General features: G+C 39.2%; 18 protein-coding genes. 2 read left to right on the top strand and 16 right to left on the bottom strand.

Annotated elements, in window-relative coordinates; all coding sequences use genetic code 11:
- The first annotated feature begins 3 nt into the window (after nt 1-3).
- Both ACFFGT_RS11330 and ACFFGT_RS11335 read left to right on the top strand, forming a co-directional pair.
- On the top strand, nt 4-477 hold the full coding sequence (locus ACFFGT_RS11330; RefSeq protein WP_377022642.1) for a Dps family protein: 474 nt from the start codon (nt 4-6) through the stop codon (nt 475-477).
- A 5-nt stretch (nt 478-482) separates the two neighbouring features.
- Nucleotides 483-1,163, top strand: coding sequence for a YoaK family protein (locus tag ACFFGT_RS11335; RefSeq protein ID WP_377022643.1), 681 nt, complete (start codon nt 483-485; stop codon nt 1,161-1,163).
- 157 nt (nt 1,164-1,320) lie between these two features.
- Here ACFFGT_RS11335 and ACFFGT_RS11340 read toward each other — a convergent pair whose 3' ends face one another.
- The 16 genes from ACFFGT_RS11340 to ACFFGT_RS11415 form a co-directional block, all read right to left on the bottom strand.
- Nucleotides 1,321-2,514: a winged helix-turn-helix domain-containing protein gene (locus ACFFGT_RS11340; protein ID WP_377022644.1), complete on the bottom strand. Its 1,194-nt coding sequence runs from the start codon at nt 2,512-2,514 to the stop codon at nt 1,321-1,323.
- Between the two features lie 54 nt (nt 2,515-2,568).
- Entirely contained in the window at nt 2,569-3,246 is a 678-nt protein-coding gene (locus ACFFGT_RS11345; protein WP_377022645.1) for a DNA alkylation repair protein, read from the bottom strand.
- Nucleotides 3,247-3,293: 47 nt separating this feature from the next.
- Complete coding sequence (locus ACFFGT_RS11350; RefSeq protein WP_377022646.1) at nt 3,294-3,932, bottom strand: MgtC/SapB family protein; 639 nt, start codon at nt 3,930-3,932, stop codon at nt 3,294-3,296.
- Between the two features lie 118 nt (nt 3,933-4,050).
- Nucleotides 4,051-6,705 (bottom strand): family 78 glycoside hydrolase catalytic domain, encoded by a 2,655-nt coding sequence (locus ACFFGT_RS11355; RefSeq protein ID WP_377022647.1) that lies wholly within the window; start codon nt 6,703-6,705, stop codon nt 4,051-4,053.
- A gap of 139 nt (nt 6,706-6,844) precedes the next feature.
- Nucleotides 6,845-8,188: a sugar transferase gene (locus tag ACFFGT_RS11360; RefSeq protein ID WP_377022648.1), complete on the bottom strand. Its 1,344-nt coding sequence runs from the start codon at nt 8,186-8,188 to the stop codon at nt 6,845-6,847.
- A 122-nt stretch (nt 8,189-8,310) separates the two neighbouring features.
- Nucleotides 8,311-9,429 carry a glycosyltransferase family 4 protein gene (locus ACFFGT_RS11365; RefSeq protein WP_377022649.1) on the bottom strand — a complete coding sequence of 373 codons (1,119 nt, stop codon included), beginning with the start codon at nt 9,427-9,429 and terminating at the stop codon, nt 8,311-8,313.
- Nucleotides 9,426-10,490, bottom strand: coding sequence for a glycosyltransferase family 4 protein (locus ACFFGT_RS11370; RefSeq protein WP_377022650.1), 1,065 nt, complete (start codon nt 10,488-10,490; stop codon nt 9,426-9,428). The genes ACFFGT_RS11365 and ACFFGT_RS11370 overlap by 4 nt, the downstream gene beginning before the upstream one ends.
- On the bottom strand, nt 10,481-11,695 hold the full coding sequence (locus ACFFGT_RS11375; RefSeq protein WP_377022651.1) for an O-antigen polymerase: 1,215 nt from the start codon (nt 11,693-11,695) through the stop codon (nt 10,481-10,483). The genes ACFFGT_RS11370 and ACFFGT_RS11375 overlap by 10 nt, the downstream gene beginning before the upstream one ends.
- A gap of 29 nt (nt 11,696-11,724) precedes the next feature.
- Nucleotides 11,725-12,822, bottom strand: a complete 1,098-nt coding sequence (locus ACFFGT_RS11380; protein ID WP_377022652.1) for a glycosyltransferase family 4 protein — start codon at nt 12,820-12,822, stop codon at nt 11,725-11,727.
- A 60-nt stretch (nt 12,823-12,882) separates the two neighbouring features.
- A complete protein-coding gene (locus ACFFGT_RS11385) occupies nt 12,883-14,118 on the bottom strand; it encodes a hypothetical protein (RefSeq protein WP_377022653.1) in 1,236 nt (411 codons plus the stop codon).
- 19 nt (nt 14,119-14,137) lie between these two features.
- Nucleotides 14,138-14,998, bottom strand: coding sequence for a glycosyltransferase family 2 protein (locus tag ACFFGT_RS11390; protein ID WP_377022654.1), 861 nt, complete (start codon nt 14,996-14,998; stop codon nt 14,138-14,140).
- Nucleotides 14,998-16,380, bottom strand: a complete 1,383-nt coding sequence (gene wzx / locus ACFFGT_RS11395; RefSeq protein ID WP_377022655.1) for an O-unit flippase-like protein — start codon at nt 16,378-16,380, stop codon at nt 14,998-15,000. The genes ACFFGT_RS11390 and wzx overlap by 1 nt, the downstream gene beginning before the upstream one ends.
- A gap of 210 nt (nt 16,381-16,590) precedes the next feature.
- Nucleotides 16,591-17,235 carry an acyltransferase gene (locus tag ACFFGT_RS11400; RefSeq protein ID WP_377022656.1) on the bottom strand — a complete coding sequence of 215 codons (645 nt, stop codon included), beginning with the start codon at nt 17,233-17,235 and terminating at the stop codon, nt 16,591-16,593.
- A 102-nt stretch (nt 17,236-17,337) separates the two neighbouring features.
- A complete protein-coding gene (locus tag ACFFGT_RS11405) occupies nt 17,338-18,282 on the bottom strand; it encodes a glycosyltransferase family 2 protein (protein ID WP_377022657.1) in 945 nt (314 codons plus the stop codon).
- 110 nt (nt 18,283-18,392) lie between these two features.
- A complete protein-coding gene (locus ACFFGT_RS11410; protein ID WP_377022658.1) occupies nt 18,393-19,466 on the bottom strand; it encodes a Wzz/FepE/Etk N-terminal domain-containing protein in 1,074 nt (357 codons plus the stop codon).
- Nucleotides 19,467-19,492: 26 nt separating this feature from the next.
- The gene (locus tag ACFFGT_RS11415; RefSeq protein WP_377022659.1) at nt 19,493-21,976 is read right to left on the bottom strand and encodes an SLBB domain-containing protein; all 2,484 of its coding nucleotides are present in this window, start codon (nt 21,974-21,976) and stop codon (nt 19,493-19,495) included.
- Nucleotides 21,977-21,995 lie beyond the last annotated feature (19 nt).

Here is a 21,995-nt window from a genome sequence, read left to right on the forward strand (position 1 = left end):
ACAATGGAACCAAAAATCGGAATATCAAAAGAAAACCTTGGCGGGGTAGCCCACGCTTTAAACAAAATTCTTGCAGATGAGTATGTGCTTTACACCAAAACCAGGAATGCCCATTGGAATGTGGAGGGCCCTGACTTTCACAGTAAGCATCTTTTCTTTGAAAGCCAGTATGAACAATTGGACGAGATCATAGACAGCGTTGCAGAACGCATCAGGTCGCTCGGGCATTATGCACCTGCTACATTGAAAAGTTTTTTGGAGCTCACCCACTTATCCGAAGTGCTGCATAACAAAAATGACGGCACGGGTTTTATAGCAGAATTACTGAACGACCATGAAAGCCTGATCATTCATTTAAGAGAGAATATCAATATTTTTGCAAACGACCTGAAAGATTTAGGTACGAGCGATTATGTTACCGGATTAATGGAAACGCATGAAAAAATGGCCTGGATGCTGCGGTCACATTTAAGATAATAACCATGGAAAATCAAAAAAGCATCTGGTTTGTAACCCTCATGTTATCTGCGGTAGCAGGTTATTGCGATACCGTCACTTTTGTATCTGCAGGCTCTATTTTCTCTGCCCACGTAACCGGTAACTTTATCGTGTTTGCTTACCAGGTCATCAAGGGATCCGACCCGGAGGCCTGGATCAAGCTCCTTACTTTCCCTGTATTTATTATATCAGTGATTATTGGAGGGCAGATAGCAGCAAGATCTGTTAACCGGTATAAAATACTACTGGCCGAAGGTATTGTGCTTTTATTGAGCGGCATTATTTCAGAACTGTTTGTACATAGCCCCGGGCTTACCTGGGAAACTTATGTGATTGTTATGATGGTGGTATTTGGCATGGGGCTGCAAAATGCATTTGGCAAGCTATACGCTAAAGAAACCTATGGCCCAACAACCATGATGACGGGCAATGTAACCCAGGCATCGCTCGATCTTGGCAGCTCCATCGGTTCAGCCTTTAAGGATCTCATATCCGTACAAAGCCTTAAAAAGCAAAGTTTAACTATCGGTGGCTTCCTGTTAGGCTGTTTGACGGGGGCCTTGCTGGCCAAAAGCTTCGGTTTAACTGTAGTTATCTTGCCTGGGGCAGGTATGATCATTTGCTATTTCAGTACCAAAAGAAATGCACCTGTTACAGTAAGCTAATATTAATGTGTCGCGATATAAGTTGTTGATATATAGATGTATGTTTATTCTGCCAGGTTTTCTTGCTTACTTTATTTCGTCAATTTACGTCGTCAATGAATGTTTGGTCACCTATGAAGCAACATCATTCAAATCTGGAAGGAAGGATTTCTGGGTTTTACTTGAAACCGCGTGAAATAGCCTCCAGGTAAACCTGGTTATTCGATTTTTTAAATTCAATGTCCCGGCATTGGTTAAACTGCACGAATGCTTTCAGCGCCGTTATGATTTTTGCTATCGCGGCTTCGTCCAAATCTATGTCCTCAAAGTGCAGGTTATGAACTATCAGTAGCTTTTGTTTCCGGTCGGCTTTGGCATCCATCCGTGCAACAAAGGTATCACCCACAAGCACCGGCAGGCTGAAATATCCGTACTTCCGTTTGGCAGCCGGTGCAAAACATTCTATCTGGTAATCAAAATCGAAAAAATCTTTTAAACGGTGACGGAACACATTCAGGATATCAAAAGGTGAAAGGATGAACGCCTCTCCTGATAACTTGATAGCTGTCGGTTGGTTGGGTAGCATATAAAGCGGGGCGCTTTTTAATCCTTCTATCTGGACTATCAACAATTCGCCTTCGGCTGCCATTTTTGCCAGTTCCTGTTTAACCAGGTTGCCTTTTACATAACGGGCCCGCCAGGCCATCTCTTTAGCATAGGCAATGCCCAGTGCGCCAAGCGTGCGCCTTATTACAAAACGTGCGTATTCCTCTGCTGTGGGTACTGTGAGGTCGGTACCCTCGGGTATCATGTTTGTGGGCAAATCATACACCTTATGAAAACCTTTGGTGCGGGTGATCATCAGTTCACCATCCAGGTATAATCGTTCAAGGGCTACTTTAGCAGGTCGCCAATCCCACCAGCCAGAGCTGGCTTCCAGCCGGTCGTTCTCAAAATCACCAACCATTAGCGGGCCTTCGCGTCCTACGCGGTCAAGCACCTGCTTCATTAAATTGATTTCCTGCCTGGTTGGCAGCTTTCGCTGTGTTGCAAAGGCATGCTTAACAGGGAGTGAAAAACGAAAATCATGCATCGGGAGATAACCCGCATCGGAAGTAAAATATTCAAAGAGCCGGCCCTCCTCTGTAAGTTCTGCCAGCCAGCCGGGCTCATAATCCGGAATACGCGCGGCCATGACATGATGGTGTGCCCGCTCCACTACGTAATTCGTGTCGAGCTGTACAAAACCAAGCTGATCTATCAAACGGTAAACGGCCTCACGACCGGTTCCGAACTGTGCGTTCCCGGCCAGTCCGGCTGCATGCAGGATGATTTTACGGGCTTGCGGTGCGGATAGGAGTATTGGTTCCATAGCAGCAAAATAATAAAATATTTTAGACAAAATGCTTGTCAGATAATCCCCCGTTTACTTCCGTAAGGCCTTTAACCTGTTTTTTTGAGCGGTGTCCATTTTTTCGATGGCGATGGTAAAGGCAATGCTACTAACCTGTTTGAGGTGCTGTTCGAGATAGGTCAAAGCCTGTGCAGGATATACATTATGCAATTCGCGTAAGGTCCAGCCCAGTCCTTTTTGAACGTAATATTCTTTATCCGGTAATAGAGGCGTGATCAGGCTGCTGATCTGCGTGAAGGTTAAATATTGTTTTTTTGTCCTGCTATAATATAACAATGATACCAGGGATTGTCTTCTTTTCCAGAGATTAGGGTCGGAATTCCAATGCTGCAATTGGGCATAAACCTTATCAGGCATAACCTCCAATATTTTAGTATAAATTTTAGCCAGTGCGTCACAAAGCCCCCAGTCATCTATCTGGTCCTGCCAGCACACAATCACCGGCCACATTTCCCGGAGTTCTTCTTCCTGTTTAAGATGTCTTTCCAGGAAGAAAAAAGCATGCAGCCGAAGCCTGAAGTTATTTTCTGTAAGCCAGATGTGATCCCAGATAGCCAGTTGCCTGTTGAAAGGAAGTCCGGAAAATGTGTAGCTTTTTTTAGACTCCCTGCGGTGCAGGGGGATGTTTCCGTTTACGGAATTAATATGTGTGATAATTTCGAGGATATGCCGGCTTGCTGAAGTTTCCATGTTTTACAAAAATACCTTTTTCGGGGTAACAGTGATTGGGGATTGTATCATGAATACTCAAAGTGTTCAATAAAGGGAATATCAATAACTGAATTGATGAACAGATCCATTTTTGCTGAACGCCCCTGGAGCTGCCATGTTAAAAATATGTATTCACCATCTTTCACTCTTTTCACCATCTTGAATTTCAGCCTATGGGCTTTCATCATATTTTCACACAGCATGATGCCATTTGCCGAGATGAGACATTTGATATAAAATGTTTTAGATTGGTTATAATAGTCAATCTTCTTCTGTAAAAAAGGAAGAACAGAGAGTATAAACAGGATCATCACACTGGCACATCCGGCTGCTAAATAGAAGCCTGCGCCTATGCCCATGCCCACTGCGGCAACTGCCCAGATAGTGGCGGCTGTAGTAATACCATTCACCCGGTTCTCGCCTCTGAAAATAACCCCGGCACCGAGGAAGCCGATCCCGGTAACAACGTTTGAGGCTATCCTGTCGGCATTGTTAGGTGCGCCGATAGCCATTGACATCAATGTAAAAAAACAGGCCCCAAAGGATATCATAATGGTAGTGCGGAAACCGGCAGCTTTACCATGATACTCCCTTTCTGCACCTACAAGCCCGCCCCATAATAAGGCCAGTAAAAATCTGATCAGGATCTCCGTATTAAAAGCCATAAGTTCAATTATATCTGATTTTAACCGAATATATGATTTTTCTAAATAGTTCAACGCGCAGATTTACTTCAACAGTATATATGGCCGGAGTACAACAATCTATAAAGATAAACCCTTGTTACCTGCTATAGTGGTAAGTACCCGCGCCGATAGTGTACTTTTTATAATTTTTTCCCTCAAAATCGGGCACAAAAATATCGGCCGTTGTGTTTTGCGGAATGGTGACGGTCATATTCAATTTTTTACCTGTGATTTCCCATTTGGTGGAGATATTTCCATAAGGACAATCATATTTCCCTTCGGCCCACGAAAGGCCGCCGCCAATTACCGGTTTGATTATTATTTTTTTATAACCGGGTGCGGCTGGTGTTATACCGGCTATATACCGGTACATCCAATCGCCAATTGCGCCGTAAGCATAATGATTGTAAGAGTTCATGGACGATTCTTCGAAACTGCCATCTGTTTTAATACCATCCCATCTTTCCCAAATAGTGGTAGCTCCCTGTTTAATCGGGTATAACCAGGAGGGGTAAGTATCCTGCAATAACAGCTTATAGGCAACATCAGCATAGCCAAACTTGCTTAATGCATCACAAAGATAGGGGGTACCCAAAAAGCCAGTTGTTAAATGATCCTGGTATAGCCCAATGTTTTTTACAAGCCGTGCCGCAGCCTGCTTTCTTAATTTTACGGGCAGCATATCAAACTCAAGCGCTAATACATATGCTGTTTGTGTATCTGACGAGATCAGTCCGTTTGCAGTAACGTATTCGTTTACAAATGCCTGCTTTATTTTGAGTAATAGCTTTGTATAATATTCCTCTTCGGCCTTTTTATTTAACACTTTAGCGCTATTGATCAGTATCTGGGTTGAATAGGCATAAAAACACTGGGCTATCAGGTACTTATTGGTGATTGCAGATGTGCCGTCCCTGTCGTTATTGACACTGTAAAATAGCCAGTCGCCAAAGTGGTTGCCTGTAACCCACAACCCGTTCCTGGTTTGTTTTTGGATATAATTAACCCAGGCTTTCATACTTTGAAACTGGTTTTCCAATATCTTTTTGTCGCCGTAAGCATAATACATATTCCATGGAATAATGGTTGCAACATCTCCCCATCCAGAGCTACCACCAACCTCATTGTTGCCGTTTGTAAATACATCCGGAATCACATAGGGGATGCTGCCGCTTGCATACTGATCGGCAGCTACATCCTTTAGCCATTTGCTAAAGAAATTATGAACATCCATGTTAAAGGCAGCTGTACGTGAAAATACCTGCGCATCACCTGTCCAGCCTAAACGTTCATCACGCTGCGGGCAATCTGTCGGAACATCCAAAAAGTTCCCTTTTTGTCCCCATTGAATATTATGCTGTAATTGATTGAGCAGCGGATTAGAGCAGGAAAAACTTCCGGTAGCTTTCATATCTGAATAGATAGCCACAGCTGTAAAGTCTTCCGGGTTTAATGGGCCTTTAATACCGCTAACTTTAATATATCTGAACCCCTGCCAGCTAAATTGCGGTTCGAAGGTACGTTTGGCAGTATCTTTTAATATGTAGATATTCTCGGCCTTTGCCGCGCGTAAGTTTTCTGTATAAAATTCGCCTGCTTTATCCAACACTTCTGCATGGGCAATTTTAACAGAATCCCCCCTGTGACCCTTTAATGTGACTTTCACCCAGCCTACAAGATTTTGGCCAAAATCAATAACTTTTTCTCCGTGTGGGGTGGTTATGATTTTTAACGGCTTAAACACTTCATGTTGTTTAACAGGCTCATTATATGTAGCTATAAGGGTATTTTTAGCATAAGGCATTATGCGTACTGCATGCCAGTCATGGTCGTCAAAATCAGGTTTAGCCCATCCTGATTTTTCCAACCTGGTATCAATAATACATCCATTGTAGATTTCGGCAAATTGCAAGGCTCCTGTGGATGATTTCCAGCTTCTGTCTGTTGATATGATCTTTTCTGATCCATCTGTGTAGGTGATCCTGATCTCCATTAAGAGGGCTGTCCTATCCCCATAGAAATTAGCCCTTGGATTATAAGGGCCCAGCGGACTCCGGTACCAGCCGCTGCCAAGTGTAACGCCAACGGCGTTTTCTCCCTCTGCCAATAATGCAGTAACATCATAAGCCTGGTATTGCAGTCTTTTGTTATAACTTGTCCACCCGGGTGTAAGAAAAGCATCACCAATTTTATGCCCGTTTAGCTGTGCTTCATAAAATCCGTGCGCAGTTATATAAGCGGTAGCTTCCCGTACTTTTTTATTTAATATGAAATTGGTCCTGAGCAAAGGGGCAGGGGCATTAACGGTATCATTGGAGGCCGCCCCAACCCATTGGGCATGCCAATCGGAAGACGATATTAATCCCATTTTCCAAAACGCCTGTTCGCTCCAGCCTGAACAGGTTCCCTTAATATCCCAAATCCGTACCCGCCAAAAATACCTGTGCCCGGATAACAGCGGTTTTCCGAGGTAGGGGATATAGACTGACTGATCGGACTTTATTTTTCCGCTTGACCATAACGAATTGGTATTATTACCGGTAAATGCAACAGAATCAACCTGTACTTCATAAGCCTGCTGCATTACAGGTTTGTTATCCTTTTCTGAAAGCTGCCAGCTAAAACGAGGGGCCCGTACATCTATACAGATAGGGTTTTTCAGGTTTTCAGTTAAAAGATCTTTTAAAACTGCCTGTGCCGATACGGCATGAGATATAAAGAAGAGGGATGCAATAAGAAATGATTTTCTCATAGTTGAATTTCAGGTTCCTGAAAATTGGTATTCAAAAATAAAGCAGGATGGTAATGAAACCATCCTGCTCTGTCTTTAAATCGTTATGTAATTTGGGGAGAGTGCCATTCCGAATTATGGAGCGGCTATTAAACTTATTTTATTTACCCTTAAGCTGAACCATCACCTTTATGGTTTTAAAAATTATGCTTAAGTCGTTATTAAAGTTGATGTTTTTCAAATAAATAAGGTCGTAACGAACGCGGTGACGCATTTCCTGAACATTTTCTGCATAACCATAAGTTACCTGGCCTATAGAAGTAAGGCCTGGTTTAAGTTTAAATAACTTTTTGTAGTTAGGCGATTCCTCAATGAGTTGTTCAATAAAATACTGACGCTCTGGTCTCGGGCCAACGATAGACATGTCGCCTTTTAAAACATTCCAAAACTGGGGTAGTTCATCCAGCCGGGATTTACGTAAAAAAACGCCCCATTTAGTAATTCTTGGATCTTTATCTTTCGATAGCATAGGTACTGCCTGTTCTGAATTTATGTACATGCTCCTGAACTTATACATGCTAAAAGGCTTATGATTTCTTCCAATCCGTTCCTGGCGATAGAAAACCGGGCCTTTTGAAGTTAACTTGGTTATTATGGCCAATGCAATAAATACAGGAAAGCCCGGAATCATTACCAAAAGAGAAAACAGGATGTCGAAGCAGCGTTTAAAAAACACAATTTTAAGACTAAGCTCGATGGAAGAAGAAAGTTGTATTACCGGCAGATTTTCATAATTGACGATGCTGGCATAGCTGTTTTCGAGCACAAGGTCAGAAACCAGTTTAATTTTAATGGAATGCTGATCACCCAGATCAACCAGTTTTTTTAATAAGAGCTGATCTATAAATTTGTAGCAAATAAATGCCTCATCTGGCCGGGCTTCAAGGATTTTATTAAATAATACTTCATGAGGCTGGCTTTCAAGTACTTCTTCGGTTATAGTGGTAATGAAGTTATACCCATATTCAGGATGCCTTGAAAATGATTTTTTTACCCGGTTAACAATATCGGTATTACCAACTATGATAACATGTTTAATGTTATAACCTTTTTTACGAATATAATCGAGTGTAAAAAAGATCAAAGAACGTTGGGCAACAATAAGGATAAAAAACAGCAGGTAAGTGCAGAACATAACCATCCTGCTTACCTCATAAAGTTTAAAAAAGTAAACTATGCCAAGAACCAATACCAGGTGGTACACCATGGATGACATGAATTTACTCAAATTATCACTGAGTATCAGCGGCCTCTTTATGGTATAGTTTTTAGTTACCGAAGCTATGGTGATCCAAGTTAAATTAACTAATAATAAAAAATCAGTTAATTGTATTTCGGACGAATAGAATCTAAATATAAACAAATGAGCACATTGCAGTGCGATATTTAATAGTATTAAATCACAAAAAAATGTGAATGGCTGAAGTAGTTTGGAGTAGCGCATTTGCGATCAAGGTTAAGTTATGCAAATATAAGAACTTTTACTAAAACGGGTTTATTTTAAATAAAATCAACATTTGTTAAACTTAATTACGGGAGATTCGCTGTGAACGCTACAATTAGAAACTAATTATTTTCTATTTTATTTTGTATTTTTTTATTGATGTGGGTAAGTAATTCATTTTTAAATGTTTTTGTTGAAAATGAAGAAGCGTGCCGGGTGATTTCTTTATAATTAAATAACGGTGCGTTAATCTCGAAACGCTCCACTGCCTCTTTAATGGCTTCGGCAGACTGCTCATAAAAAAAGATTCCTGTTTTATTTTCAACAACGCTTTCCAATGCCCCACCTTTACCGAAAGCAATTACAGGGGTACCGCAGGCCTGGGCTTCAACAGGTAAAATGCCAAAGTCCTCTTCGGCTGCAAACACAAATGCTTTAGCTTCGGCCAGGTATTTTTTGAGTATATCAAAAGGTTGATAGCCCAGCAATACCGTATTAGGCGCGGCTAATTTGCTCACCTTTTTAAAATCCGGCCCCTCGCCAATAACATATAATTTTTTATCGGGCATTTGAGCAAAAGCCTGTACAATCAGGTCGATTTTTTTGTATGGGACGAATCTTGAGCAGGTAACGTAATAATCCTTTTTTTCATAAAGGGGCAAAAAATCTTCAGTGGCTACATTGGGGTATATAACTGTACTTTCCCGGCCATAGATCTTTTTAATTCGTCTGGCTATGTAATTTGAATTGGCAATAAAATGATCAACCCTGTTGGTGCTTATAATATCCCACTGCCTTATGCGGTGCAGCAGGTATTTGGCTATAAATCCTTTGAGTCCCTTGTCCAGTCCCGATTCTTTTAAATATTGATGGTGAAGGTCCCATGCATAACGTATTGGCGAATGGCAATAACAGATATGCGTTTGGTTTGAATTGGTTAAGGCCCCTTTTGCAACAGCATGAGAGGATGATATGACCAGGTCATAACCTGATAAATCAAACTGCTCAATGGCTAAAGGAAACAATGGCAGGTATGCCCTGTATTTGGTTTTTGCAAATGGCAGTTTCTGGATAAAGGAAGTAGTTACCTTGTGCCCCGAAAGACCAAGCTTAACAATAGTTTCATCACGGACTACAAGTGTATAAATATCAGCATCGGGATACAATGCAGCAATTTCTTTAAAAACGTTTTCGGAGCCCCCAATTACGGTAAGCCATTCGTGTACTAATGCAACTTTCAATGTTGTGTATTTAAAAAAGTAATAGAATCAGCAATTTGCCTGGCCGAAGTTTCCCAGCTAAACCGCCTTATATTTTGTTTCCCGTTTTTAACAAGGGTATCACGTAATGCGGCATCATCAATAAGTAGATCAATACCCTTTGAAATATCTCTTGCATTAAGCGGGTTTACATAAACACTGGCATTACCACAAACTTCACGCAGACTGCCAATATCAGATACTAAGGTTGGGCAGCCGTAAGCCATTGCCTCAAGTGGGGGGATCCCAAAACCTTCATACAGGCTTGGGTATGCAAACAGCCGCGCCCCGGCATATAAACCAGCCAGTTCATGATCATTAACCCGCCCGGTGAATATAATATCCTGCTGAGTTTTCAGGTTTTCATTACCCTCATTATTAAAAATGGCGTTACTATCACCAACTATTATAAGTTTAAAGCCTTTATGTTTAATTAACCCGAAAGCCTGTACCAGGTTCAGTATATTTTTCCTTTTATCAATTGATCCAACAGCCAGTATGTATTCCCCATAATTTGTTTTAACAGGTGTAGGAGAGGGGAGTTCAGATACACTATTATATATTACTTTTATTTTTGCGGCATCGGCATGGAGATACCTGATAATTTCGGTTTTAGAAAAATCGCTGACGGTGAATATAAGCCTGGCTTTCGCTGCAATCCGCGGCATCAGAAACTTATAAAACCTAACAAAATTTTTGCTGAACCATTGCGGGTTAACTAAAAAAGCAACGTCATGGATAGTTATTACCTGGTTGTTATAAAACAAAGGCGCAACATTGCATAAGTTAATAAGCAGCGGTTTGCCATTCTTTTTCAGGTACAGTGGCAAATCAATCTGCTCCCACATTACCCCTTTGCGCTTTCCTATAGCAATTACACCAAGTTGGGCAGCCAGTTCATGGTGAATGATATCTGACGGAGCTACAAAAACAAGACCGGGCATTAATGTTTTTAATTGCTTTGCTATTTCAATTGCAAAGCGTTGCACCCCGGTAAGCTTTTGGGTGAGGAAACGGGCGTTGATTATAATTTTTACTTCCATTTAAATCTGAACATATAAAAGGCCATAAAAATAAATACAGGGAAGGCATACATCGAGAAGATATAAAACGAAACAAACTGAGAGTAAATGTTTACGTACAATAAGATCACCATTGTAATGATGAGCAGGTTGTCGCTTTCCCTGAGCATTTTTTTAATGGCCTTTATTAAATAGCCATTAATTAATCCGGATACAAAACTAAGCCCGACAACACCAACCCATGAAAAGGAAACATATCCCCACAAGGGGAGAGGTAAGCGCAGGCCTCCTGAGGTTATGTCATTAACATCGTCATTAGGATTGGTTACCATCAACGACCAAACCGATGGGTTCCATTGATAGTGGCCAGGTATAAGGCCTCCGTAAAATGTACGGCCATAGGTATATATAGGGTTATTAGTGAATGCTTTTAAAAAACTAAGATGGTCAAGCACATCGGGTGCGCCCAAGGCTATTGTTTCAAATATACTTTCCTTATCGTACATGGATATGAGCAGATCGTTATGAAACAACAGGCCGATCAGATAAAATGATATACTGCCAAGCGAGAAAATAAAAATTAAAGATATCATGTAATATTTGAACAGGGCTTTGCGATAGGCACATATTACTCCCAGGGCTATAAGAAAGCCCATTAAAATGTTTCCCCTTGTAAGCGTTGTTGCTATCAGGAAAACAACTATTATCAAATAAAACAGGTATATTTTTTTTCTGAACTGATACCAGATGATAAACAGAATTGGCGGCAAACTATACATTACATAATTAGCCGCCCTGAATAAAACTGCTACCCGCATATACGGGGCCTGGTAAGGCCCTCTAAAAAATTTGGCATTAAGCGGATCGCTGGCAAACATAGGGACATAGCCCATAACGGCATAGCTTATTAAAAAACCTGCTACGCCAAAATAAAAGAAGTATTTGGTTATTTTCTCAACGCGGGCGCTATACTCAGCTTCGCTCATAACCTGCCAGGAAAAGTATTTAACCTTAACTAATGGAACAAAATTGCCCATTATCAGCCCTAACAAATAGAAAGCTGCGCCCAACGTTAAAATGTTTTTATACAGATCTAAAGTATCACTGTCAAAATTTGATATTTCATCTACCAAAAAAATAGGTACAAGGTATTTGGTAAAAATAAAAGCTAATTCAAGATGCGCGGGGATATTATACCTGCTGAACCAGGTAAAGTAACTCCCCACAGATAATATGCATAATGATATGAAAATGATTAACATGCGGGAGTTATTTTCAGTAATGTTAAAAGAGCTTTAAACTCATTGTCAAAGGCCATACGTAAATCGGCATCAAAAGCTGTATTTTCCGCCGGTTGATTGGAAATGGCAGTTAAAATGCAATCAGTATACTGATTTAAATTTTCAGGATCTATATAATATGCATGTCCTGAAGTAGCCTCTCTTAGTTCTTCAATATCACTCACTATTGGTTTTATGCCACATAATAAGGCTTCAGTAGCCGGCATCCCATACCCTTCATACTTTGATGGAAAAACAAATGAGCTTGCGCCGTTATATATATATGGTAAATGTTTCTCAGCCACGTAACCCATCCGGATGATATCTTCATCGCTGTTTATTAAAGTATGCAAAGCCGTGTTTTTCCACCCTTCACCACCTACAAGCAGGAGCTTTTGCCCGGACAATGCCTGTTGCTTTTTTAAAAACAGAAATGCATGAATAGTTTTATCAAGGTTTTTGCGTGGTTCCTGTGTTGCTACCGTTAAGATATACTTATAGTTGATACCAAGACTGCCAAGCACTTCCGCAACCGCCGTTTTATCAATTATTTTATAATGTTCATTAATTGGCGGATGCAGCACATGGTGTGCAGTTATATTACAATTGCTTTTAAGCTTTGATGCTGTACCGTGTGAATTAGCGATAATAAAATCGGCCCCGGCAATATCCTTTTTATAAAAAAGCACATGAGTTAAATAATGTAATTTGCTCATTGTTTCTTTAGCATAGATATGGTTAAGGTCATGCACCACGGTAATTTTTTTACCCTTAAGTTTTTGCACAGGAGTGAAGGTGCCGCCAAAAAAGTAAAAGTCAAAGTGTTCCTTTTTTAATAAGCGGCCCAAAAGAAATTTGCTCCAGATTAAAGGTTTTATTTTTTCAAAAACTGTATCGTACCTGATATTTACATTAACCAGGGAAAAGGTTATTTCAAGTGGTTTATTGGTAAAGATAGTTATATGGCAATCAGGCACCTGTTTTGCAAGGGCTATGAGCACCTGCAAAACATATTTTCCTACACCACTTAGCTGCCCTTGAAGCGGCCTTCCATCAACTGCAATTTTTACCATTGTTTACTTTAAATTGTTCTATATGTATTAACCGTATAAGCTTTATAAAGCAATACCCACTTAATCGTTTTTATCGCTTACCAAAAAAGTTTGTTTTTCAAACCGGTTATAAATAGCAAAAAAGCGCATCATCAGATAGTACTTTTTCATACCGAACAGTGCTTTGAATATTTTTAAGGCTTTAAAAACTTTATTAAAAACAGCAGGATCTTTTCCGTATGTTTTTTTCAGTGCTTTGTATTTGCCATCGTTGTCAATAAGCATCGCTTTATTTTTTATCAAAAAGCTATAATAAGACCCGCCGGCCGTTGAAAATAGATTTTCAAAGTGGTGCCCTTCAGTAATTAAGCCCCTGAATAGTCGCCTGTGATATTTAAGTACGGGTACGCCATTATCAAACTGGTTATATTTATATAACAGCTTGCTTAGGGTACCAACGCCATTTACCTCAAGCAATTTAACGTACAATTCAAAAAGCTCGCGGTATTCGGGTATTGTTGATAACGTATACTTTGTTTGTTTGCGGCAAACGGCTTCTGCATTATCGGCATCGAGGCCCGAAAAGTGCAGGATCACTAAAGGGGTATCATTATTATCAACAAAATAGGCCCCGTTTTCTTTATAAAGGGTGCGTTCATGAAAATTCCAAAATGCCAGGTTAACCCCGGGATGCCGCAGGATCAATACTTCGCTGGTATACAGCGATGGCAGAAAATCCATCCATTTTTGATCAACGTGCAGGGCATCTTCTTTATCCGCATAACATTGGTTGCTTAGTTTTTCAATCCACCAGTTGGCTATATGATTACCTGTTGAAGAGTTTTTCACGGCAAAAAAGCCAAGGTTGTATATCCCAACAAACAATAGCTCTTCTTCTGATGTAGCCCCGGTATACTTTATATAAGGCTTCAATAAGTGCGGGGTTAAAACAGCATCGTAATTATCTAAATGATTAAAGATGAAATTAAGACTGCTGTAAACTACCATATCGGGATCTATATAAAGAACTTTATCGTAGCCCTGGTCAAAAAGTTTCTTAATAAAATATGGCTTAACCGATGTACTGAACTCGATAACATCGTATTGGAATGCCATTTTTTCAAACTCTTTTATCCCGATATCCTTTGACTCAATAATCTGATAACCGCAATCTAAATCGTTCCCCTCCAATTCGTCGGATAGCAAAATAAAGAAGTCACATTCCGGGTGAAATTCTTTTATGGAACCGGCCAATGTTTTTGCATGGGCCATGTAGTTTTTAGCACAAATTGTAAAAATTGCATTCTTCTTTATCATCGTAACTCGCTCTATCTTATTACCTAATTTTATAATATCCCAGTTTTCCTTTTAATCCGTGGATTGCCCCAATAATTATCGCTTTTATCTTTTTTACTTTATCACTCTCAGCTATTATAACTTTAACTACCCTGCTGGCTATATGCGTTTTTATCAAAACTTTTTTATATGAACGGGGGAAAATATCCGGATATCTTTTCCATATAATGATATGGTTGCGAACTATAAAATAGGTTCTGAACGCGGAGTAATTATCAGTTTTAAACCCCCATTTACTTTTGGTAACATAGCCAACCTTATGCTTTAACACTATATCTGTAAAAACAACGGTTTTATATCCTTTGAGTTTATTTATACGGTAACAAAACTCATAATCAACAGCATCGATAAATAGTTCGTCCATAAATAAACCACATTCCCTGAAAATATGCAGTGGAATTATTGAACCTGAAGTAATTGTATCTGCAACTTCCTTTATCTCATGAGCAGGCTCATAAAGGTAATGGCCTCCGCTAATGGGATTTATGCCAAAAATGCCTATCTTCTTATCAGTTTGCTGTTCAACTAAATCTTTATACTTGGTTAGTACCCCATCTTCAAAGTAACTGTCCTGATCTAATGTGAGAATATGCGTATAATCATTTTCTATCGACCAGTTAACGCCGTAATTTAATGCACTGGCTATGCCAACGTTTTCACCGGTACCGGAGAAAACAAGCTTTTCCTTAAATACAGCTAATTCCTTAGCTTCTTTTAGTGATGCAGATGGTGTGTTTTCCCAAATAATTATTTTGTCGACATCATTAATGCAAGAGATAATGTTCTTGACCAACTCGTCCATTTCGGGGAAATAGGTAACTATTATAGCAGATAATTTCATTATGCAGGTTTATCAGTTTTCATTATTACCATTTTAAAATCTGAAAACTTAATATTCAGTTCCTTAATTACAACAAGCGGCCACTTCCAGCCCTGATAGCACAAATCAATTAAACCAGGGGCCATAGCCATTCCCAATAGCCCTAAATTTGTGAATTTGAAAAATACGATCAAAAGCAGAATAGTTGCCACGCCTGATAAAATTGATGGCTTAACAAAAGGAATGTGATTTTTAGTAGAGATAATGGCACCAGAAATACCTGAGTTGAGGCCTATTAAAGATGAAAAGGCAACAACTAATAAAACTTGCTGATTTAAGTTTGTATTACTTTTAATAAGATGTAAAATAGGAGTGCCTAAAAATATTATTGTTGCTGCCCCTGTTATAAAAATTAAATTGGCTATAACTACCCCTCTAATACAGATAGCTTTAATGCGGTCATAATTTCCTCCTATTCTTAAATTAGCTATTTGGGGCAAAAATGTGGCTACAGCAATGTTTGCTATGCTCACAGTTATATCCATCATTTGTTTTGTGATCCCAAACGAAGCGATGGCTGATAGTGACAAATAAAGGGAGCCAATGAAGATAGATGATTTTTGTATCATAAAGCCACCTAAGGATGTTATGCCATACTTAACCGCATTAGGATAAATTGCCTTTAATACATCTTTTTTATCATCGCCTTCACAGTTCTGTAACTGATAAATTATATCGGCATTAAAAAACTTACGTTGCGATATGGTCCTTATAATGATAATTGATATAAGTTGTGCTAAAACCAGCGCTATTAAACCAAAGCCTAAATAAATAGCTACGGTAGATACCAAAAGATAAGCCAGGTGCCCAAGAATGGTGATTTGTTTTGATACCCTGATTAATCCCTTACCTTCTAAAAGGGCATCGTAGTATAGGGTGTATAAATTATATGTGTTGATAGCGATAAAAAGGCCCCATGCTATATAAACATTTGTTTTATTTCCATGATATTCATTTAGGAGCCTGCTAATGTAAAATGTCCCTAAAGTTAAAAGGAGTAAAAATAATGTTAATGATACTCTTGAGTAAAACCAGCGCATTGAGCTCAGCAATCCCTTGAGTAAACTATAGTTAACACCGCCAGATTGGGCAGATGTATCATGCCCATTTGTGAGCAATGAATTTACGCCACTAAATACATAGGTAACATTTCTGCTAAAAGATGAGTTGAATCCAAAATCAATTAAAAAGACCAGGGCTGCAATTGAAGAAAAAACTGACCATATGCCAACATCTTCACTGGGAAGTTTATGTAAAATTATAGGTAGAAGTAATACAGACGAAGATATCTTAAAAAAGGTGGCAGCGTAATTCCATAATACATCAGTTTTGGTAATATTCATGTTTTGTGTTATAAACGAAATTTAAAAATTGCCAACGGTGAAAAAAACATAGTTAGATAAGCTATTGTAATACTTTTGATGATCCTCTGTAACTAAAACAAGATCATATACAGATACTTTGAAAGGCCATATAGCATATTAGCCTAAGAGTACCGGATATGTTGTTAGTAATGAGGCTTTGATGCCCGGTGAATATTTTTATGTTGAAAATCATATCATTTCTTTTAGTATTTGTGCCGGGACCCCTCCAACAACGCAGTTTTCGGGAACATCTTTAGTAACCAGGGAATTGGCTCCAATAATTGAATTTTTTCCTAAGCGCACATTTGCTACTATCGTGACTTTATCGCCAATCCATACGCCGTCTTCAATTATAACAGGCCCTTTTGAATATAGAGGCCTGTCAATAGGCGGCAAATTTAATTCAGCAATATTCGTCTGTCCGTGACTGTTATCTGATATGGTTACTTTTTTTCCAATTAGTACATTATTTCCTATTGTGATGTTATGAATGGCTGTAATATGGCAATCCTCGCCTATGGAAGTTCGGTTACCTATTGAAATTGCAGGCGAAAAGGAATCATACCCATAGCGGTCCCAGGCAGTTAAGATGCCACGTTTTCCAATTATTACATTCTCGCCTATTGTAATATGTTTTCCGCCTAACAAATCCAACGGATAATAAATAGTTGCATTGCCTCCAATTGATTTAAATTCTTTCGAAATCCAGGAGGTGTAAAACTTTACCCTAAATGATTTCCATTTGTTCAAGGTAGAATAGGGGAACAGCCATTGCGAAAAACTGCACAAAAATCTAAAAATGAGTTTGAAAATTCTTCTTACAATAGCTTTCATGTTTAGTGTTGGTTTTTAGGTGATCTTATCAGGAAAATCTAAATATTTTATACCATGATATGTTTCTTTTTGTTAATTTAATTAGCTGATGCTAAAAATGAATCAGCGTGCAAACATCCGCTTAGAGCGTCTTTTTATTGCCCCTGCCGCTCTTTTAGCATTTTTCAGAAAATCTTTTTTATAAGCCACTATAATCATCCGGTAATAGCTGGCTTCAGAATAATATATTTTTATTGAGGCTTTGATGCCTGATAGATCAAACGTGTACTGGTTAGCTGCAATTTTGGTGTTATAGTACCATATCACCAGAAAATTATCGAATAAGTCCTGTTTGATATGATTGAAAGTATTTATAGTAATTTGATTTTTTTTCAAGCAGCCTTCCATCATTTTTAAGTATTGAACAGCAAAGGCATCAAATAAGTTGTAGCCCCCTTTTTTGCTAACTTCCTGGTGGGTAAACAGTGATCTGTCGTTTATAACAAATGACCCTTTATCATGTTGAAGTAACAGTAACGAGGTGTGCGGAAATAATTGGCTTACATCCATTGATGAATGTTTATCAAAATCCTGTTTCCAGATAGAAAAGCCTGTGGCCCATGTGTTAAAAAAAGAAAGCTCATAAGTAAAAGTGTCAAACGAGTTATATCGTAACACTTCGTTTTTCCTTAGCTCATTGTTTGAAAAAAACACCAGGGGCTTAATTGTTGCTTCATTTTTGGCAAACTTGATCATGCTGGCCAGGGCACCGTTTTTAAATACCGTATAATCATTGTGGAGTTTTAAAAATGTGCCTTTGCCCATTTTTAAGGCGCAGATCAAATTTAAAAAACCTTCTGATGCGTTTTTTTTATATACAATGTTAGGATAATGACTGTAGGCCGTCAGCATTTCCGATACTGAGCTGGTATCCGAACTATCTGAAATAACTACTTCAAATTCATCATAATCAACCAGATTATCCACATAAATGCTATCCAGTGTGTTTTTTAAAACATCTGAACGCCCTTTGGTTGGGATACATATGGAAAGGCAAATGTTTTGCATTTGTTGTATACTTAAATAATTATTGTAATAGGGCAGGCCTCAAATAAGTATGATCGTTATCTGTTCTTATTTCGATAGTAATTACTACCCCATTAACCCGCTTAAAATATTTAAGCACTGATTTTTTTGATGATCTTTTTGCTTATTAAAAATAACGAAGTAATTAGCGCTCCCAAAAACAAACCAATAATAGCTGCGGCTATTTTACCTGTTTTGGTTACAGTAAGCGGCAATACCGGAACATCAATTGTTTGTATCAAAGGAGTTTCCTGCCTTAATGACATTTTGGAAAGCTCAAGGTTTTTGACCATTTCGCTATAGATAGCAGTACTTGCCTGAACATCAACTTGCTTTCGTTGTGAAGGTGCTTTTAATATTTGCAGTGATGGGTTTGCATTTGGCGCAGCGTCAATTGCAGAGGCCACCCCGTAAATAGAACTATTAAGTACGCTTCTTACGCTATCTGCCTGGTGTTGTAAAATTTGAATGTTTTGATTGCTTTTTTTCGTTTTTGTTTGCAGGTAAAATTGATTAACCGTTTCAACAAGTTTTAAATCGAAGTTTCTGGCAAACAACTCGTCTTTACTGGTAACATCAACCCGTATAATGCTGATTTTTTTGTCGGGCTTACTAACAGTGAGTATTTGTTTATTAAATAAAATTACAAATGCAGTAATTATACTGTCCTGCGTACGGCTAAAGTTATTCGGGTTACCGGTAAACGAAATACTATTGATATTCTCTTCCTTTTTCCAGTAATCCCTCAACTTATTAAATTCGATATATCTATCAATTAACAACTGTTTTTTTCCATTAAAAACACTTTCACTTAAAAGGGTTTTTTCAATCATTAACCTTGATTTGTATAATTCCAGGATATTGTCTCCCTGAAATATCCCGCCGCTGCCGGAGCCGCCGCCTAAGTCAATGCCTGCCATGGCAGCAAGGCCAGCGTACTGGCTTATGCCCCCGCTTTTGTTTCCGTCATCCAATACAAATGTTGACGATGCAGTATAAAGCGGTTTTTTAAAGATAGAATAGGCTAATCCAATAGCTGCCCCTAAAATGCTGATGGATAAAATAATCACCCACTTGCTTTTAAGATAACTGCTTGTTGAGTGAATTTTACCAATGAAATCTTTTATTGAAATTTCGTCGGGGCTATGTTTAATGGTATGGGTCATGAATAAATCTTGATGGTTTTTAACGGTTATTTATTCAAACTTAAAATCCCTAAAATGATAGCACCCAGTGAGGCTAAACCTGTTGTGAACCCTAAAATTGTCTGAGCGGTATTACCCTTACTTTCAGATTTTTTAGGAACATATATTTCGCTGCCTGGTTTAACCGACGGATGGTTATTAAAGAAGAGAAACTTACGTGTACCTTTTACTGTTCCGTTTGGATAAACCACATAGGCACCGCGCCTTAAGGCATCGGGCCCGTAACCACCGGCATTTGAAACAAAATCATTAAATGATTTCGACCTGTCAAATACTACTGCGCTTGGATAAAGTACCTGCCCGTTAACACGCACAACCTGCTGCTGTTTTGGAACCCTTATAACATCGCCGTTTTCTAAAAGAAGGTCGGTTTTGGATCCTGGCGATTTCAGAATCTTATCCAGTTCGATACCTACATAGTTATTTCTTAGCTGTGTAGTGTCGGTAGTAATGTTTGTAGAGTCTTTGTAAGATCGTTTCAATCTGCTGATTCGTGCAGAACGTTCAGCATTTATAGATGCAGTATCGGTTTTGTTTTTATCTATACCCAATATTGCAAAATTGTCGCGTTTTAGTGATCCCCCTGCTGCATCTGCCGAAGCGGTAAGTCCGCCGGCCCTGGCAATCAGATCTGATATTTTTTCGTTTTTACTTTTAATGGTGTAAGAGCCGGGATATAAAACCTCACCTTCCACTTTTACGGTTTTTTGTTTTTCGTACCCTGGCAGGCTGTATACAGAAACAATATCAAAAGGAGTGAGCACAAAGTTGGCATCGGCGGGTTTCAGGTTACCATCAATGTTAACGCTAAAAACCTGTGATACCGAGCTGTTTTTAGATGAAGGGTCGGCATCCATTATTCTCCGGGCTACTTCAATGCGGTTTGTACTGGCGCCTTCAGCAAACCCGCCTGCTTTTAAAATCAAGTCTTCTACCTTCATGTTTTCCGAAAAGGCAAACTTGCCCGGTTTCCTTACATTGCCGTTAATAGTAACGGTATACTTATCCCGTAAATCAAAAATGGATGAGATATTAACGATGTCTTCACGCTGCAGCGGAATATTTAAGGTTTTATTGATAACATCCTTAACATTAAATCCTATTATTTCTGTACTGTTATCAGGCTTTAAGCGGGTAATTGTACCCCGTTCGGTAAAAGCGTCTTCTTTTAATCCGGCTGCTTTTTCAATTAATTGCAGCAGGGTTAAGCCATTTTGCAGTTCAAAATCGCCCGGTCTAAATACTGCTCCCTTTATTACTACCCGGTTTTCAAACCTGTATATAATAGGTTCAATGGTATATTTATCGCCCCGTAACGGGATGTAGTTTTTATAGTCGGCTTCCAACACGTCGGTTATTTTGCGCTGCTGATCGCTCACCTGCGATACCTTGATCCGTGCAGTATATGCGCTATCGGTAAAGCCGCCGGCATAGGTTATAATGTTGTCGAGGCTTTCTCCCGGTAAAACCTCAAATAGCGCCGGTATTTTAATTTCGCCCACAAGCTGTACCCTGGTCCGGTAGGTTGGTACTCGAACAATATCCTGGTCCTGCAGGGTAATGTTATTTTTCTGATCGCCTTTTAACAGGAAATCATAAACATCCAGATGCCTGATAATGCGGTTGTTCCTGATAATCTCTATCTGCCTTAAACTACCATTTTCATTAGGGCCGCCTGCCGTATACAAAGCATTAAAAACAGTAGCAAGCGAGGGTAGGGTATAAGTGCCCGGTTTAGCTACCTGCCCTATAATAATTACCTGGATGCTGCGGATATTACCAAGTGTAACCTGTACGGATGTGCCGCGGCCAACTGCGTAATTATTTGCGGCAAGTTTGCTTTTTATTAAGGCCGTAGCCTGTTCGATGGTTTTGCTGCCTACATTTAAAATGCCGACCCCCGGAATGTTTATATTTCCTTCGGGCGATACATCAAGTTTCCAGTTTACCAATGAGCTGCCGTAAACACTTATATTAAGCTGGTCATTAGGGCCAACAATATAATTTAGAGGGGTAGCCAACTTAAGATTGGGTTCAAACGAGCTGTTTTTATTCTTGAAAATATCAGCGCCAAAAATTTTAGGCTTTAAGCTTTCAAACAGGTCTTTATTTACGTTTACGGTATCCGTTGTATCGGGTTTGTAGTTAAGCTGCCTTCCCTGTTGGTTAAGTGTTGAATCTGACTGGGTATTGGATGATGCGTTGCTTTTAGTCCTTAATTTTTTAATCCGAAGCTCCAATTTTTGAACTTGTGTAGCCGACATTCCCCGGCTTTGGGCTTGTTGTAACAGCTCAGTATCAGTTAAGCCGGCTTTTTGGGCCTGCTGCAATAGCTGAATTACTTGCTGGTCTGATAAATCGTCAACGTTGATTGAAGAAATGTTTTGTAAGTTGGTTTGGGCGGTGATATTAGTAACTGCTCCAAAACTAAGCACAGCAATTAATAATATAAGAAAACGGAATTTGTTCATATGTAAAAGTTATCGAAGC

It is taken from the genome of Mucilaginibacter angelicae (genome assembly GCF_042434235.1).
Lineage (GTDB): Bacteria > Bacteroidota > Bacteroidia > Sphingobacteriales > Sphingobacteriaceae > Mucilaginibacter > Mucilaginibacter angelicae.